The organism is Nesterenkonia muleiensis, assembly GCF_003600155.1.
In the GTDB taxonomy this organism is placed as follows: Bacteria; Actinomycetota; Actinomycetes; order Actinomycetales; family Micrococcaceae; genus Nesterenkonia; species Nesterenkonia muleiensis.
Map to the genome: position 1 here is coordinate 1 of NZ_QWLD01000016.1, position 16,410 is coordinate 16,410.

Annotated in this window: 15 protein-coding genes; 4 read left to right on the top strand and 11 right to left on the bottom strand. The window is 67.3% G+C overall.

Features of this window, described 5'->3' with window-relative positions:
• Positions 1-165: 165 nt before the first annotated feature.
• From DVO78_RS04940 to DVO78_RS04950, 3 genes are read right to left on the bottom strand one after another with little or no spacing between them, the layout of a single operon-like run.
• Complete coding sequence (locus tag DVO78_RS04940) at positions 166-585, bottom strand: molybdenum cofactor biosynthesis protein MoaE (protein ID WP_120003709.1); 420 nt, start codon at positions 583-585, stop codon at positions 166-168.
• Positions 582-1,088, bottom strand: a complete 507-nt coding sequence (gene moaC, locus DVO78_RS04945) for a cyclic pyranopterin monophosphate synthase MoaC (protein WP_420799060.1) — start codon at positions 1,086-1,088, stop codon at positions 582-584. The genes DVO78_RS04940 and moaC overlap by 4 nt, the downstream gene beginning before the upstream one ends.
• A 5-nt stretch (positions 1,089-1,093) precedes the next feature.
• Entirely contained in the window at positions 1,094-2,416 is a 1,323-nt protein-coding gene (locus DVO78_RS04950) for a molybdopterin molybdotransferase MoeA (RefSeq protein ID WP_162301563.1), read from the bottom strand.
• On the opposite strand from DVO78_RS04950, the gene moaA reads away from it, so the two are divergent.
• Both moaA and DVO78_RS04960 read left to right on the top strand, forming a co-directional pair.
• Positions 2,415-3,560 carry a GTP 3',8-cyclase MoaA gene (gene moaA / locus DVO78_RS04955; RefSeq protein WP_120003986.1) on the top strand — a complete coding sequence of 382 codons (1,146 nt, stop codon included), beginning with the start codon at positions 2,415-2,417 and terminating at the stop codon, positions 3,558-3,560. The two genes, DVO78_RS04950 and moaA, sit on opposite strands and share 2 nt — an antisense overlap.
• A gap of 1 nt (position 3,561) precedes the next feature.
• The gene (locus DVO78_RS04960; RefSeq protein WP_120003711.1) at positions 3,562-3,837 is read left to right on the top strand and encodes a MoaD/ThiS family protein; all 276 of its coding nucleotides are present in this window, start codon (positions 3,562-3,564) and stop codon (positions 3,835-3,837) included.
• Between the two features lie 9 nt (positions 3,838-3,846).
• Here DVO78_RS04960 and DVO78_RS04965 read toward each other — a convergent pair whose 3' ends face one another.
• The 5 genes from DVO78_RS04965 to DVO78_RS04985 are packed head-to-tail and all read right to left on the bottom strand — an operon-like array spanning position 3,847 to position 8,831.
• The gene (locus tag DVO78_RS04965) at positions 3,847-4,641 is read right to left on the bottom strand and encodes an ABC transporter permease (protein WP_120003712.1); all 795 of its coding nucleotides are present in this window, start codon (positions 4,639-4,641) and stop codon (positions 3,847-3,849) included.
• A 7-nt stretch (positions 4,642-4,648) separates the two neighbouring features.
• Positions 4,649-5,455, bottom strand: coding sequence for an ABC transporter permease (locus tag DVO78_RS04970; RefSeq protein WP_120003713.1), 807 nt, complete (start codon positions 5,453-5,455; stop codon positions 4,649-4,651).
• Position 5,456: 1 nt separating this feature from the next.
• The gene (locus DVO78_RS04975) at positions 5,457-6,281 is read right to left on the bottom strand and encodes an ABC transporter ATP-binding protein (protein ID WP_120003714.1); all 825 of its coding nucleotides are present in this window, start codon (positions 6,279-6,281) and stop codon (positions 5,457-5,459) included.
• A gap of 28 nt (positions 6,282-6,309) precedes the next feature.
• Positions 6,310-7,413, bottom strand: coding sequence for an ABC transporter substrate-binding protein (locus tag DVO78_RS04980; RefSeq protein WP_120003715.1), 1,104 nt, complete (start codon positions 7,411-7,413; stop codon positions 6,310-6,312).
• Positions 7,410-8,831 (bottom strand): amidohydrolase family protein, encoded by a 1,422-nt coding sequence (locus tag DVO78_RS04985; RefSeq protein ID WP_202912092.1) that lies wholly within the window; start codon positions 8,829-8,831, stop codon positions 7,410-7,412. Before DVO78_RS04985 ends, DVO78_RS04980 begins: the two co-directional genes overlap by 4 nt.
• Before the next feature lie 229 nt (positions 8,832-9,060).
• Between DVO78_RS04985 and DVO78_RS04990 the strand changes: the two genes are divergently transcribed.
• Together DVO78_RS04990 and DVO78_RS04995 are read left to right on the top strand one after the other, a co-directional pair.
• Positions 9,061-10,107 carry an XdhC family protein gene (locus DVO78_RS04990; protein ID WP_120003717.1) on the top strand — a complete coding sequence of 349 codons (1,047 nt, stop codon included), beginning with the start codon at positions 9,061-9,063 and terminating at the stop codon, positions 10,105-10,107.
• Positions 10,107-14,048, top strand: coding sequence for a molybdopterin cofactor-binding domain-containing protein (locus DVO78_RS04995; RefSeq protein ID WP_120003718.1), 3,942 nt, complete (start codon positions 10,107-10,109; stop codon positions 14,046-14,048). The genes DVO78_RS04990 and DVO78_RS04995 overlap by 1 nt, the downstream gene beginning before the upstream one ends.
• Here the strand turns inward: DVO78_RS04995 and DVO78_RS05000 are convergent.
• Genes DVO78_RS05000 through allB form a run of 3 tightly spaced genes read right to left on the bottom strand, consistent with a single transcriptional unit; the run spans position 13,960 to position 16,294 of the window.
• On the bottom strand, positions 13,960-14,589 hold the full coding sequence (locus tag DVO78_RS05000) for a nucleotidyltransferase family protein (RefSeq protein ID WP_157983878.1): 630 nt from the start codon (positions 14,587-14,589) through the stop codon (positions 13,960-13,962). The two genes, DVO78_RS04995 and DVO78_RS05000, sit on opposite strands and share 89 nt — an antisense overlap.
• Complete coding sequence (locus tag DVO78_RS05005; RefSeq protein WP_120003720.1) at positions 14,586-14,843, bottom strand: helix-turn-helix domain-containing protein; 258 nt, start codon at positions 14,841-14,843, stop codon at positions 14,586-14,588. The genes DVO78_RS05000 and DVO78_RS05005 overlap by 4 nt, the downstream gene beginning before the upstream one ends.
• Positions 14,840-16,294, bottom strand: a complete 1,455-nt coding sequence (gene allB, locus DVO78_RS05010) for an allantoinase AllB (protein WP_120003721.1) — start codon at positions 16,292-16,294, stop codon at positions 14,840-14,842. The genes DVO78_RS05005 and allB overlap by 4 nt, the downstream gene beginning before the upstream one ends.
• Positions 16,295-16,410 lie beyond the last annotated feature (116 nt).

The following is a 16,410-nucleotide window of genomic DNA, read 5'->3' on the forward strand; positions in this document are numbered from 1 at the left end:
CTTTACCGGGACCCGTGCCTGTCTTAGCTCACCGACACACCACCTACTGGCGCACGCTCTAAGAAAAAATGGGCTGCGCTAGTAATACTAGATCGAGGCCAGGTACTATACCCCTACGATCTATTCATTCGGCCCCGACCAAGACCTTCAAAATATTGACTCAGCTCAGCTGACCCCCACCCAGTCTTTGGTGCCGTCAGTGTAGAACTGTTCCTTCCAGATCGGCACGATGGCTTTGATTCGCTCCACCAGCTCGGCGCAGGCGGCGAACGCCTCTGTCCGGTGAGCGGCAGCACAGGCGGCTACCAGCGCATAATCGCCAATCTGCAGGCCCCCGACTCGGTGCGATGCCCATATCTGGACCTGGGTGTACTCGCTGGCGATGCCGGCACAAGCCTGCGCAAGGACCTGGTCCGCACTGGGGTGGGCAGTGTAGTTCAGGGCTGTCACCGACCGGCCGCCGTCGTGATCCCGCACGATGCCGGAGAAGACCACGACGCCGCCGCAGTCGGCGGACCACACCTCAGCCTCGGCCCGAGCCGGACTGAGCGGTTCGGCGGAAATCGATGAGTGGACCACGGTCATGACCGACTCCAGTCACCGGAGGCTCCCCCGGATTTGGACACCACTTTGGTCTCGGTGATCACTGCGGCACGGTCCACGCCCTTGATCATGTCGTAGAGGGTCAGCGCAGCCACCGAGGCCGCGGTCAGGGCCTCCATCTCCACTCCGGTCTGACCGGTGGTCTTCACTTCGGCGGTGATCTGCACACTGCCTGGCTCCGGAGTGTCAGACTCCAGATCCACCGTCACCTTGGCGATCGGCAGCGGATGGCACAGCGGCACCAGCTCGGAGGTCCTCTTGGCCGCCATGATGCCGGCAATCCGGGCGGTGCCCAGTGCATCCCCCTTGACCAACCCGTGCGCGGCCAGCAGCCCAGTCACCTTTTGGGTGGTCACCACAGTGGAGACAGCCCGGGCAGTGCGGGAGCTGACGGGTTTGCCGGAGACATCGACCATCTGAGCACTGCCGTCTGGACGCACATGGGTGAGAGTCTGGCCTTTGCTCAGCGCTTGGTCTTTGCCCAGCTCAGTCACAGCAGAATCGCCTCCCGTAGGGTCCCGGCGGGGACATCAGTGTCGTCTTCGTGGAGCTCCAGCAAGGCGTGCGCCCGGGCCAGATGCCCGATCAGGTGAGAGCTGGAGCCCCCGACCGGCACTGCAGTGGCCGAGCCGTCGTCCTGCCTCAACTCTACGCGGCGGAACTGCCGCAGTCCCGGCGGAGAGCTGAATCGCTGCCCCACCTGTACCTGGACTCTGCGCTGCGGCGGACACCCGGGGTCCAGTTCCGCCAGCGCCGGACGCAGCAGGGTCTCCATGCTGACCGCACAGCTGACCGGATTGCCGGGCAGCGCAATCAGCGCCGCCGGGCCATCGACACTGTCCAACGTCCCCCACCCTTGCGGGCCTCCGGGCTGCTGGGCCACCGAACCGAAGCTCACCCCGCGGCCGGTCAGCGCCTGACGGACCACCTCATAGGCACCAGCACTGATCCCGCCGGCAGTGATGACCAGGTGGGGGCGGTGGTCAGCCAGCAGAGCATCCAACCGCGCGGTGAAGGCCGACGGCGCATCGCTGGCCACCTGTGCCACGGTCACCTGGTGGCCGAGCCCCTCGCAGACTGCGCGGATCAAGGGCCCGTTAGCGTCGTAGAGCTGCCCGGGCTCAAGCGGCTCCCCGGGGGCGCGGATCTCCTCACCGGTGGTGATCACCAGTGTTCGGAGCGGCTCCAGCACGCTGATCTCCGCGACCCCGCAGGCCGCCAGCAGCCCCAGCCTGCCCGGAGTCAGAACCTCACCGGCGTTGAGTACTGTCTCTCCGGCCGCCACATCCGAACCGGCTCGACGGATAAACCGTCCGGGTTCGCGGTCTGCCTCCGCCAGTGAGGCGAAACTCACCTCCGCTTGCCCCCCGCCAGACAGTGCCTCGAGGACGGCGAATCCCTCCGCGGTCTTCTCCACGGGTATGACCAGGTCAGCGCCTGCAGGAATCGGCGCGCCGGTCATCACTGCCAGGCACTGCCCCGGCCGGAGCTCCGGTGCCGGTGAACCGGCAGCGACAGTGCCTGCCAGCGGGAGGGCGGGCCCGGCGTCGTCGTATGCTGTCAGATCACCGCTGCGCAGAGCGAAACCGTCCATCTGGGAGTTGTCGAACCCGGGAAGCTGGGCGGCAGCGGTCACCTCAGCTGCGCTGAACCGGCCGGAAAGCCCCGCAGCGCTCATCGGGAGGGCCTCGGCTCTCCGGTGCCTCAGTGCGGTCTCCAGGACCTCGCGAAGCCGGGCGATGTGGTCCTCCACGCTGACGCGGCCGTGCCGGGCGGACAGGACGGGAGCCCTGGACGTAGAATGGGAAGCCATGACACCTAGGGTAGCGCTCGGCATGCCGAGGGTGCCCACGTCCCAAGACCGCCCCGAACGGGATCCCGCCGACCACGAGTCCAACAGCCCGGGCCCGAGCCCCCACGGCCTGGAGGAGGGCCTGATCGACCGGTTCGGACGGCGAGCCTCAGACCTCAGGCTCTCACTGATTGACAAGTGCAACCTGCGCTGCAGCTACTGCATGCCTGCCGAGGGCCTGCCCTGGTTGAAGCGCGAGCAGCTGCTCACCGGCGATGAGGTCCGCCGGCTGGTCCGCATCGGGGTGCAGCAACTGGGCATCCGCGAGCTGCGGCTGACCGGCGGCGAACCCCTGGTCCGTCAGGATCTCGAGGAGATCATTGCCGGGATCCGTGCGGACCACCCAGAGCTTCCGATTGCGCTGACCACCAATGCCATCGGCCTGGACCGCAGGGCCGCTGGGCTGCGCAACGCCGGGCTGAGCAGGGTGAACATCTCCCTAGACTCGGTGCACCGGGAGACCTTCGCCCAGCTGACCCGCCGGGACTCCCTGGACAAGGTGCTGACCGGGGTATCGGCTGCCGCTTCTGCCGGACTGACACCGTTGAAGATCAACGCGGTGCTGGTCCGCGGGGCCAACGACCACCAGGCCGCTGACCTGCTGAGCTGGTCGCTGGCCCACGGCTTCGAGCTGAGGTTCATCGAGCAGATGCCGCTGGAGGCCGATAGGACCTGGAAGCGGGAGGCCACTGTCACCGCAGCTGAGACCCGCAGTCTGCTCAGCCATCAGTATCGGATAGAGCCCGCAGAGGAGGATCGCGGCGGCGCCCCGGCTGAGCGGTTCACCGTGTGGGAAAAGGATGCCGGGGCCTTCTCCTCGCCGCTAGGGACCGTGGGGATCATCGCCAGTGTCACCGAGCCGTTCTGTGCCGCCTGCACTCGCACCAGAATCACCGCAGAGGGCCGGGTGATGAGCTGCCTGTTCTCCCAGGAAGAGGTGGACCTGATGGACCTGCTGCGCGGTGGCGCCACCGACACCGAGCTCGCCCGGCGGTGGGCGGAGGCCATGTGGGCCAAGCCCGCCGCCCACGGGACCGACAGGCCCGGCTTCGAGCTGCCCGGGTTTACCAGGCCAGAGCGGTCGATGTCGGCGATCGGAGGTTGAGATGGGTGACGTGACGGTTCGGCTCTACGCCGCAGCCGCGGAGGCTGCCGGTGCCCATCAGGTCAGCATCCAGGTCAGGGAAGATCCGCTGCTGCTGCGGGATCTGGTCGACCAGCTCACCCAGGCCAGCCCAGACCCCGGCAGCGGCGGCGTCGGCCTGCGGCGGGTCTGCGCCCAGTCCAGCTACCTGATCAACGGCACCCGCGCAGAGGTGGGCTCAGCACAGGTCAGCCCGGGCGACACCGTCGACGTCCTCCCGCCGTTTGCCGGAGGCTGATCGGCCGCTTCAGGCGGCCAGGCCGATGCCGGTGCTGCGGGCCACCAGCCGCTCGGCGACCCCGATGAACGAGTACACCACCAATGAGGCCAGCGTGACGATGAGCACTGAGGCCCAGAGCCGGTCATAGTCGGTCTGGGTCACAGCCTGGATGATGCCGTAGCCCATCCCGTCGCCGGTGGCCAGCCACTCAGCCAGCATCGCCCCGGTCAGCGCCCCGGGGATGGAGACCCGTGCGGCGGTGAAGAAGCTGGGCAGTGAGGCCGGCATCCCGACCTTCTGCAGCACGGTGGCCCGGTTCCCGCCGTAGACCTGAACGACCTCCGTCATCGCCGGGGAGGCTGAACGCAGCCCTTCCACGATGGTCACCAGGGCGGGGAAGATCACCACAATAGTGCCCATGGCTGCCACCGAGGCCCAGTCCCGGCCGAAGATCAGCACGATGATCGGGGCCATCGCCACCAGCGGCACCGATCGGCAGATCATCGCCAGCGGCATGACCGCGGCTTCGAACCCTTTGGAAATCTGGAAAGCCATGGCTGTCAGCGCGGCGACGAACATGCCCACCCCGAATCCGATGAGCGTGTCCAGCATGGTGATCCAGAAGTCGGCGAAGACCACCTCACGGTGCGCGGCGGACTCAGGGTGGGTGAACAGATACTGGTAGACGTCTGCGGGATTCTTGCCGATGATCGGGCTGACGTCGAAGAACCAGAGGGCACCCACCCAGACAGCAGTGATCACCGCCAGCGAGGCAGCCAGTCTGACCAGGGGAATCAGCACAGCGCGCAGGATCGGATTCATGGGCGCATTACCTCCTGGTCCACGGGGTCGCGTAGCGGCCGACTACGGCGATGACGGCATAGGCGATGCCTGCCACGATCACCCCAACGATGGCCAGGGCCCAGAGCCGCTCGACATTATTGCCCTGGGCGGCGACCATCGCCGGACCCAGGCCGCGGGTGATGCCGCCGACGTACTCGCCGAGAATCGCACCCAGCACCGATGCCGGTGCGGCGATCTTCAGCGCGGTGAGCACATAGGGAATCGCGCCGATGAGCTGGACTTTGCGCAGCTGGTCGAACCGGTTTCCCCCGGCCACGGTGATCACATCCAGCCCGGCCTTATCCGCTGACTTCAGTCCCTGGATGGTGGTGACCACGGTGACGAAGTAGACCGAGAGCCCAGCCAGCACATTGGCCGTCATCGGCTGGCCTCCGACGGCATAGACCACAGGGCCGATGGCGATCAGCGGCAGACAGTAGGTGATGACCGCCAGCTGGGTGGCGATGTTCTCCAGCCACGGGGCGATCAGCACCAGGGATGCGGTGAGCACCGCGAGCAGGTTGCCGACCGCGAAGCCGGTGGCGGCCGCGGTGAGCGTCACTGAGATGTTGCGCCAGTAGAAGGAGAAGCCGTCGTCGAGCATCTGCGCGGCCACCGCGAACGGGGTGGGAATCGCGGAGGCGCCTCCAGCGGCGGTACCGATGGTGCCGAAAGCACCCACCAGCCACCAGAGCAGGATGAACGCGCCCAGTCCCACTGCGCCAGGAACCCAGCTGGGAACACGCAGCCTCCGGCCGGCAGTGCCTGTACCGGGTACAGCGAGAGTGGTCATCTCAGTGCCCTCCTGGTTCGCTGGTGCCGAAGAGCAGATCGGAGGCGTGGTCAACCAGGGCGTGGAACTCCGGGGTGCGCTGCAGCTCCGGGGTGCGTGGGCGTGGCAGATCGACCTCGAACACCTCTTTGACCCGGCCCGGGCGCGCGCTCATCACCGCGACCACGTCGGAGAGGAAGATCGCCTCGGAGATGCCGTGGGTAACCATCAGCGTGGTGGCCGGTTTCTCCTCCAGGATACGCATCAGTTCGATGTTCATCCGCTGGCGGGTCATATCGTCGAGTGCGCCGAACGGCTCATCCAGCAGCAGCACCGAAGGCTTGACCACCAGTGCCCGGGCGATCGAGACCCGCTGGCGCATACCGCCGGAGAGCTGGCCGGGGCGGGAATGCTCGAACCCGGAGAGGCCCACCAGCTCGATGAGCTCATCGATCAGGCCGGGCGCAGGCTTGATTCCGGCGACTTCCAGCGGGAGCCTGATATTGGAGTAGACGCTGCGCCAGGGCAGCAGCGCCGAGTCCTGGAAGGCGATGCCCAGCTGGTTGGCCGAGCGCAGCTGGTCCGGAGTCTGCCCGTCCACCAGCAGGCTTCCTGCGCTGGGCTCCTCCAACCCGGCCAGCATGCGCAGCACCGTGGACTTGCCGCAGCCGGAGGGACCTAGCAGGGAGAGGAAGGTTCCCTGTCCGGTGGCGAGGCTGACGTCTTCCAGCGCGCTGACCTGCTTCTTGCCGGAGCCGAAGATCTTGCCGAGTCCGGTGATGTTGATCCCCTCCCCGCTCAGAAGCGGGGTGGAACCAGTGGCGGGGTTCTCAGTGGCGATAGTCATGGACTTCTCCTTCCTCTCCCGTGCAGGATCAGGGTTCGATCAGGTCTGGGTTCTCTTCGTAGACCTCTTCCAGAAGGGTGAGGTCGAACAGGTCATCCGGTACGTCATAGCCCACGACCTCGATGGCCTCCAGGGTGTCGGCCACCAGCTCATCGCTCATGGTCAGCAGGCCGTTCTCCTCAGTCCACTCATCGGAGATCAGCGGAGCCTGACGCTCGGCGGTGAGCAGCTGGTGCTCCATATCCAGCCCTTGGTCGGCGGCCCAGTCCTCCACGGTGACCTGGGCGGCATCGTCGTGGTCCTCCAAGGCGGTGTGCCAGCCGCGGATGGTTCCGGCCAGCAGGGCCTTCAGCTCCTCACGGCTGCTCTCGATAGTCTCTTCGGTGGCGATGATGGACCCGGCGGCGAACGGCAGGCCGTGCTCGTAGAAGTAGAGGTACTCGACGTCGTGGCCGTCCAGCTCCACATCGATGGCCTGGTTGGTGGCATAGCCGATATAGGCGTCCACCTCGCCGTTGGAGAGCGGCTCTGCGGTGCCACCGGTGGAGACCATCTCCACATCGTCGGGGTCGATGCCGTTGACGTCGAGGAAGGCGTAGTAGACCCCCTCATTATTCGGCGCCACACCCACGCTCATCCCGATGAGGTCCTCCGGTTCTGTGGCGGGGTTGTCCCCCAGTGAGAAGATCGCGAAGGCGTTGCGCTGGAACACTGAGCCGATGACCTTGACTCCGGCATCATCACCTTCACTGTCGTAGAAGGACCCCACGTCGATCGGGTTGGAGAGCCCTGCCAGTCCGGTGCCAGTGGCGATCTGGGTCACCGAGGGGGTGGCGGCGGGACCGCCGGTGATCAGCTCGACCTCCTCGAAGCCCTCCTCCTCGTAGTAGCCTTCATCCACTCCGTAGTACATGCCGGCGAACTCTGCGGTCATGATCCACGAGAGCGGGACCTCGACGGAGCCGAAGTCGCCGTCGGAATCCCCGCCGTTGTCCCCGTTGCCGCAGCTGGTCAGTGCCAGTGCGCCCACAGCAGCGGCAGCGGTGAGCTTGGTCGTGGTGACAGTGGTCTTGGTGTTCATGGTGATCTCTCTCTCAGGTGGTGCGAACAGTGCGAGTGGTGAAAAAATCATCTCTGCATCGCCTCGGCGGCAGTGCGGTGGCGGGCGACGACGTCCTCCAGGCCCGGGAGCTGCAGCTGCCCCTGGGTGAGCCGCTCGCCGCCGTTGACGAAGACGGTGTGCGCCCGGGCAGGTCCGGAGCGCAGCCAGCCCTCCACCGGATCGGTGAGCACGCCTGTCTGCGACAGCCGGGCCGAATCCCAGATGACCAGGTCGGCGCAGGCTCCGGGGTTCAGATGGCCGATCTCATCGGCCCAGCCGAGAGTGGCTGCTGAGCCCTCGGTGGCCATATTCAGCGCCTCCCGGGCGGTGAAGGAGTCCGGTCCGTGCCGGAAACGGCCCAGCAGCAACGCGGTTCGGGTTTCCTGCCACAGGTCGGCGGAGTCTGCCGAGGCGGATCCGTCGCAGCCGATTCCCACTGCCATGCCCATTGACCGCAGGGTCTTGGCGTCGGCGGCGTCGCCGCAGATGATCATGTTCGAGCTCGGGCACTGCGTAGCGCCCACGCCGGCTTCGGCCAGCCGCCGGTTCTCCTGATCCGAGCCGTAGACGTAGTGGGCCACCCAGGACCGGGGCGTGGCCCAACCGCAGTCCTCGAAGTACTCCACCGGACGCCGGCCGTAGACTTCAAGCGCGTAGTCGTCCTCGTCGGTGTCCTCCGCCAGATGGGTGTGGAGGCGTACGTCGTACTTCTCCGCCAGCTCAGCGGTGGATCGCATGATGGACTCGCTGACTGAGAACATCGAGCAGGGGGCCAGGGCCACCCGGGTCATCGCTCCCGGTGCGGGATCGTGGTAGGTCTGGATCAGCCGCTCTGAGTCGCTCAGGATGGTGTCCTCGTCCTGGACCACCTCCTTGGGCGGCAGTCCACCGTCCTCCACCGAGCGGGTCATGGAGCCGCGGTTGGCCATGAACCGGAACCCGACCTCTGTGACCGCCTGGATCTGGGCGTCGATAAGCCTCGGGACGGGGTGAACGTACATATGGTCCGAGCTGGTGGTGCACCCTCCGGTGAGCAGTTCGGCAGCGGCCACATAGGTGGAGAGGTAGACCGACTCCTCATGGAGCCCAGCCCATTTGGGGTAGAGCGTGGTCAGCCACTGGAACAGCGTTCCGTTCACCGCCGGGGCGTAGGCCCGGGTGAGGTTCTGGTACATGTGATGGTGGGTATTGATCAGACCGGGGGTGAGCAGCCGTCCACCGGCATCGAGCCTGCGCTGGGCCTCAGGCATCGGCTGCCCCATCCTGCCTGCACTATGCACCCTGCCGTCCTGGATGGCCAGCCATCCGCCGTCGACCTCCCGGCCGGCGGACTGAGCAGATTCGACATCCGTGACCCCAGCGGCTTGTTCGGCCGCTGAGGCTTTTTGAGACTGCAGCACCACATAGGCGTTGGTGATCAGCGTCTCGACGGCAGGTGTGGTTGTCACCAGCATGGGCCTCTCTGAACTGTGCGAGTATCAGCACCGCCCACGGTATGAAACGTTTGTTTCGTCGCACTCACTTGAGTATTACAACCAGGTAAACCGCGAGTGGAAATGTTCCCTGTCACAAGGCTGTAACAGAGTTCTCGCTAGTCTCTGGTGATGAGACGAACGTTTCACCGGGTTCTTCGAAGCCGGTGCACCACTGGTCATCACCACCGCTGAGGAGGCCGACGTGCTGGACAGAATCAGGCAGTATCGCCGCTGCTTCGAGGAGCCCCGACGCTGGGCTGTGGCCACGGTGGTCAGCACTGCAGGCTCCTCCCCCGCCCCGGTGGGGACATCGATGGCGGTCTCCGCGGACCTGCAGATCATCGGCTCGCTCTCCGGAGGCTGTGTGGAGTCCACCACCGCCTCCCTGGCCCAGCAGTGCCTCGAGACGGGCCGGCCGAGGCTGGAGAGTTTCGGCCCCGGTGGCGGCCTGCTCGGCGAGGTCCCGCTGACCTGCGGCGGGGAAATCCAGGTGCTGATCCAACCGCTGGCACATATGAAAGAGTACGACGACGCCCGGGCGTTGGCTGCGGGCCAGGCCGAAGAGCCCGCTGAGCTGACCCGGAGAGTCGAGCTGGATTCAGAATGCCTGATCGTCACCGAAAGCCGGGAGCCGGCCCCGCGTCTGCTGCTGTTCGGCGTCCAGGACTATGCGGTGCATCTGGCCAGGATCGCCCTGAGCGTCGGCTGGCAGGTGGAGCTGGTGGACCACCGCCCCGCCTTCGGATGCGCTGACCGTGTCCCAGAGGGAGCTCACATGAGCCTCGAAGACCCGGCTTCGGCCGCCAGCCGGCTTGCCGCCCGCACCGATGCCGGCTGGACGGCGGCCTGCGTGATGACCCACCACCCAGACCTGGATGTGCCGGTCCTGGATGCACTCCTGCGCGCCGAAACGACCGTAGACTTCATGGGCGCTCTGGGGTCGCGAGCCTCCCAACAACGACGGCGCGCCGAACTCAGACAGCGAGGTCACCAACCGGCCGCGCTTGAGCTCATCCACGGCCCTCTGGGACTGGACATCGCCGCCAGCACACCTGCTGAAAGTGCGGTATCAGTGTTCTCCCAGCTGATCAGCGCCAGAAACACAGACCACATGTCCAGCATCGGAGTCCCGCTCAGCCGCGGTACCGGTCCCATCCATCACAGCCGCCCCCGGCAGTCGTCGATACTGCGCCGCCTGCCGGTATCACCGGCAGGCACAGTCCAGTCTCCGGCAGATGTGGTCAGCTGATGGATATCACCACTGCTGACCAGGTGATCACCACCTGGAACCCCGAGGAGAGCCGGCCTGGAGACACCTGGGTGGCCGGCGGGTCAGTGCTCTACTCCTACGGCAGGGACTTCCGGACCAGCGCCCCGAGCCGGCTGCTGGACATCAGCACCGCCCCCTGGGCGCCGCTGACCTGGCATGAAGGCCTCGGCCTGGAAATCGGCGCGACCTGCACCGTCGCGGCGTTCTTCGCCGCCACCGAGACCCTGGAGCAACACGGGATCACCGCAGACCGCTACCCCGGACTGAGTCTGATGAAACCAGCCGCCGAGGCCTTCGTGGCCTCCTGGAAGGTCTGGAACAGCGCAACCGTCGGGGGCAACGTGGCCACGGCCCTGCCCGCCGGTCCGATGACCTCCTGGCTGGCCGGGATGGGGGCCACTGCTCTGCTGCTCACCCCCGGCGGCAGCCGGGAGCTGCCGGTCACTGACCTCGTCATCGGTGACGGGAAGACGGCACTGGACCATGGCGAGCTGATCCGGGCGTTCTTCATCCCAGCTGCCCATCTGGCACGACCCGCGGTGATGGCGCGGGAGTCGCTGACCCGTTACGGGCGTTCGGCTTGCCTGCTGATCGGCCAGCGAGTCGATGAGAGCAGCCTCCGGCTGACCGTCACCGCCAGCACCTCACGGCCGGTGGTCCTGGACACCGGCCTCGGCCCCGATGACGCACGCGCCGCCGCGGAAACTCTGCCGGACAGCCTCTGGGTCGATGATGTGCACGGCTCTCCGGACTGGCGGCGCCGGACCACCCACCGGCTGGCGGCAGAGTTGGCGGCAGCGTTGGCAGACCGGAGACCCGCCGTCGAAGGTGCCCTGCCGCAGGGCGCCCTCCCACCAGTGTTCCCGGGGCCGACCGATCTCGCTGATGCCTCCTCGCACCAAGGGCCGGATGCCGGGAGTGTGCGGGTCGACGGCAAGGATGTGCCCCTGGTGCACCAGCCCGGGCAGTGCCTGCGCACCTGGCTGCGGGACGCGGCAGGTGCAGATGCGGTCAAACGCGGTTGTGACGCCGGGGACTGCGGGGCCTGCACCGTCCACCTCGACGGCACCGCGGTGCACTCCTGCATCACCGGTGCCCAGCGGGCCGCCGGGAAGACGGTCACCACCTTACGCGGACTGAGCCCGGAAGCCACCCAGACCGTGGTTCAGGCGCAGGGCCGGCCCGCACACTCCACACTGCTTGAGCAGCTGCACCCCACGCAGCGGGACTTCCTGAACTCGCACGGATTTCAGTGCGGCTACTGCACTGCCGGGTTCATCATGACCGCCGCGGCACAGGGACCGTACGGTGCCAGTCCCGCCGGCGGGGAAACCCCGCACGGCTCTCGGCCGCATCCAGAGGCCACGGCCATCACACCTGAAGCCAGTCCCGCCGGCGGGGAAACCGAGCAGACCGACCGGCGGTTCAAAGGGAATCTGTGCCGCTGCACCGGCTACTGCTCCATCAAGGACGCGCTGTCCCAGGTGCCCCGAGCCAGCACCGACGACGGCCCGGGAAAGAGCCCTCTGCCGCCGGCCGGACCGGGGGTGGTGACCGGCACGGTGGACTACACCTTCGACAGTCCTTGTTCCACTGACGGGCGAAGCCCGCTCAGCTCTCGGCCGCACGCAGAGACCGCAGCCATCACGCCTGAGGCTAGCGTCACCGGCGGGGATGAGTTTCCGGCCGAGCCGCCGCTTCATATTGTCGTTGTGCGTTCCCCCCATGCGCATGCCCGGATCCGAGGCATTGATGCCGCACCGGCGCTGAACTCCCCCGGCGTCGTCGCCGTGCTCACCCATGAGGATGTGCCTGCGGCGGTCCGGTACTCCTCCGCCCAGCATGAACTGGCCGAGGACGATCCCGCCGACACCCGGCTGCTGGACAGCACCGTCCGGCACGTCGGTCAGCGAGTGGCAGTGGTGGTCGCCGAGTCACGCCGTCTGGCAGCCCGTGCCGCCCGGCTGGTGGATGTGGACTACGAGGTGCTGGAGGCGGTCTTCGATCCCGCAACCGCTGCCGAACCCGGTGCCCCGGTACTGCACCCCGAAGACGGCGAACGCACCGATGCGGTGGGCAGCGCCTATTTCCCGATCCTGGATCCGCAGCACAACCGACTGGCCACCGTAGCAGCAGCCGCAGGCAATGCCGAAGCAGCACTGGCGGAGTCCCCGCACGCGCTCCGGATGAGCTTCACCACCCACCGGACATCACACACGTCCCTGGAAACCCATGGCACGCTGGGCTGGATCGATGAGTTGGGCCGCTACACCCTGCGCAGCTCCACCCAGGTGCCGTTCCTGGCCAAGCGGACTCTGCAGCGGATCTTCGGCCTGGAGTCCCGGACCTTGCGAGTTTTCACCGGGCGGGTCGGCGGCGGCTTCGGGTCCAAACAGGAGGTGCTGACCGAGGACCTGGTGCTGCTGGTGCTGGTGAAACTTGCCGAGCGAGGCCTCCGGAAGCCGGTCTCCTGGGAGCTGACCCGGTCTGAGGCGCTGACCGCGACCACCACCCGCCACCCCTTCCGGGTCGAGGTGGCCCTGGCCGCAGACCAGCAGGGCAGGCTCACCGCGCAGACCATGGGGGTGCTCTCCGACACCGGTGCCTACGGCAACCACGGTCCGGGGGTGATGTTCCACTCCGCACACGAAGCGATGCAGCTCTATTCGGCCCCCAACAAGCAGGTCTCGGCGGAGGTCGTCTACACGAACAATCCGCCCGCCGGGGCGTTCCGCGGATACGGGCTCTCCCAGACGCTGTTCGCCGTGGACTGCGCCATGGACGAGTTCGCCCATCAGCTGGGCCGCGATCCCCTGGAGTTCAAGACCGAGAACATCGTCAGCGTCGGCGAGGAGCTGTTCGGCCAGGACGCCGATGTCCAGGTCGATGCCGACGGGCTGCACCAGTGCCTGTCGATCATGTCCGGCGAACTGCGCAGGGGTCCGCTGAGCGCCGCGGAGCTGGCGCAGTGCCAGCGGCGGCTCGACGAGGAGAGCCACGGCTATTCGGCGCCGACCGGAGACTGGCGGCTGGGCATCGGCACTGCGGTCACCATGATCGACACCGCCCCGCCCAACGGCCATCACTCCCATGCCAGTGTGCGGCCGCTGGGCCGGCCCGATGAGCCCGGCGGCGGACGCTACGAGCTGAGAGTCGGCACCGCAGAGTTCGGCAACGGCACCTCCACCGTGCACCGGCAGGTGGTCGCGGAGGTGCTGGGCACCACCGCGGAGAAAATTCTGCTGCGCCAATCCGACACCGATCTGGTCGACCATGACACCGGTGCCTTCGCCTCCACCGGAATCACCGTCGGCGTCAAAGCCTCCTTCCTGGCGGCCAAGGACCTGCTCACCCAGCTGAACTCCCTGCCCACCGGTGCGGACCCGCACACGGTCATCGGCACCGGCCACTGGGGAGGGTCCCCGCGGACTGCGGCGTTCAACGTCCATGGCTTCCGCATCGGGCTCGACGCCGCCTCCGGCACACTGGTGATCCTGCAGTCGGTCCAGGCCGCCGACGCCGGGGTGGTGCTCAACGAGGCCCAATGCCGCGGCCAGGTCGAGGGAGGAACGGCACAGGCGATCGGCGCTGCCCTGTTCGAGAAGGTCGTCATCGACCACACCGGCAGGGTCACCACCGATATCCTGCGCAGCTACCACATCCCCCAAATGGCAGATCTGCCGCGTACCGAGGTGCACTTCGCGGCCACCGAGGACCCCATAGGCCCGATGGGGGCGAAGTCCATGTCGGAGTCACCGTTCAACCCGGTGGCCCCGGCGCTGGGCAACGCTATCCGCGATGCGGTGGGAGTGCGGCTGACCGAGACTCCGTTCACCAAGGACCGGATCTATGCGGCTCTGCACTCCAGGCCGCCAGGTCCTGCGGAGTATCAAGATCGGCGTCCCGGGCAACACCGGTGAGGTCGACGACGCAGACCCTCTCTTCATGCGCCCGCAGATACCGCCGTGCACCCTCATCGCCCTCGGCCTGACCAGCAGCGGCGAGCGCGTCGTCGGTGTCGAAGACCACTGGGTGAGAGGCACGGCCAAACACTGCGCCGCGGGTGACCCTGCCCGGGTCGTGTGCTTCCAGCACAGCCCTAAGCGCCGGGGCGCCGATGCCGGGCTGGTCCACCAGCAGCACCGCGATCTGCGCTGCCCCGAGGTCTGCGGCCCGCTGCACCCCGGCTCGGAACGACGCCGCCATCTCGGGGGTGCCCTGACCACTGCCCCTGACGGTCACCAGCTGGGAGCTTCTCAGACGCTCCGCGCATTCGCGCTCTAACATCCGCACCACCTCCTCGGCCTGGTAGCTGAGCACCAGCACCGGGGCCGTCCCAGCGGCCAGAGCTGCACCCAGGGAGCGTGCTGCCAGGGTTTCTCCGGCCACCTTGATCAGCGGTTTGGAGTCTCCGCCCAGGCGCCGTCCCTCTCCTGCGGCCAGAATGACGGTGGCGATCACCGGCCGGTCCGCCGGGCCGCGGCGGCACCGATCGGGACCAGTTTCTGGCTGAGCCCATAGCGCCGGTCCTGCAGCTGGACCAGATAGCCGCAGGTGATGAGTGTGCGCAGCAGCCGGTGGGCGGTGGCGGCAGGCAGCCCAGTGACGGTGGCCAGTTCGCTGAGGCTGGCCGTACCTCCTCGTGCAGCGATAACTTCCACCAGGTCGAAGGCACGTGCCACCGACTGCACCCCGCCCCTTGAGGCCTCACTCATGAGGCACTCACCGCGTGATCGTTCAGCGGGGTCCTGGCTGCCGGGCCGGAGCCGCTGAGCAGCGTCCCGGCGCTGAGCAGCATGGCCGAGGAGTCCTGCGCGCTGAAGAGCTGGGTGCCGCGCAGGATGGACCCGACCACGGTGCCGCGGATCTCGTGGCCATCATAGGCGCTGATCGGGTTCTTGTGCGCCAGTCCGGCGGCAGAGACCACATGGGTCTCTGCCGGGTCGTAAAGGAGAAAGTCAGCGTCGTGCCCGGCGGCGATGCGCCCCTTGCGCGACAGACCCACCAGGTCTGCGGTGCTGGCAGCCATCCACCGGCTGACCTGTTCCAGGCCGATGCCGCGGTCACGGGCGGCAGAGGCCACCGCGGCGAATCCCACCTGAAGCCCGGAGACTCCGCCCCAGGCCTGCGAAAGGTCAGGAGCCCCTCGGTACTTCTCCTCCCCGGTGGCCGGGGAGTGGTCAGTGACCACCATGTCGATCAGTCCCTCCTGCAAGCCCTGCCAGAGCGCCTCGCGGTTGCCGCGGTCACGGATGGGCGGGCAGCATTTGAACTCTGCGGCGCCGTCGGGAACCGCCTCAGCCTCGAAGCACAGGTAGTGCGGGCAGGTCTCCACCGTGACCGGCAGTCCCTCATCACGGGCCTGCTGGATGCTCTCCAGGGCGCCGGCGGCGGCCAGGTGCAGGATATGGGTCCGGCAGCCGGTTTCACGCACGGCGTCGAGCAGCCCCTCAATGGCTGTCACCTCAGCCTCCGCCGGCCGGGTGGCCGCCCAGTGTGCGTACCGTGTGACCCTGCGGCGCAGACCAAGGGCTGTGGTGGCGGTGTCGATGGTCTTGGCGTCCTCGGCGTGGACGATCACCAGACCATCGAACGTCTTGACCCGGTGCATGGCCTCACGCAGCTGCGCAGGTGTGACCGGGGGGAACTCGGGGACCCCTGAATCCAGCAGAAAACACTTGAAGCCGAAGACCCCCGCCTCCCACAACGGTTCAAGATCCTCGGCGTTGCCCGGCACGATTCCGCCCCAGAACCCGACGTCCACATAGGTCTGTCCCTGGGCAGCCTCCCGCTTGAACTCCAGGCTGGGGACATCAACGGTCGGCGGGACAGAGTTCAGCGGCATGTCCACGATGGTGGTGGCCCCGCCAAGGGCGGCAGCCATGGTCCCGGTGGTGAAGCCCTCCCAGCTGGTGCGGCCGGGTTCGTTGATATGCACGTGGGTGTCCACATTTCCCGGCAGCACGATCTGCCCGGGGCGCACCACCAGCATCCCCGCTCCGCCGGAGACGTCCCGGGCACGCACCACCGCGGCCTGACGAGACACCTGTCCGGCCGCCAGCCGGGTGATTCGCCGGATCGCTCCGCTGTGGTCGATCTCCAGATGCGCAGGGACCACGTCCCCCTCGAGGAGGACTTGGTCGGCGATCAGGTGACGCACTGTCATGCTGCCTAAGCCTAGGCTGAGGACATTTCAGGGATGTTGACTCTGTGTTCAGGTCCTATGTCGTTGTCCACAGGCCGAACACCGCACCCAGGGGCGGGGACCCGCCAGGCAGAGGC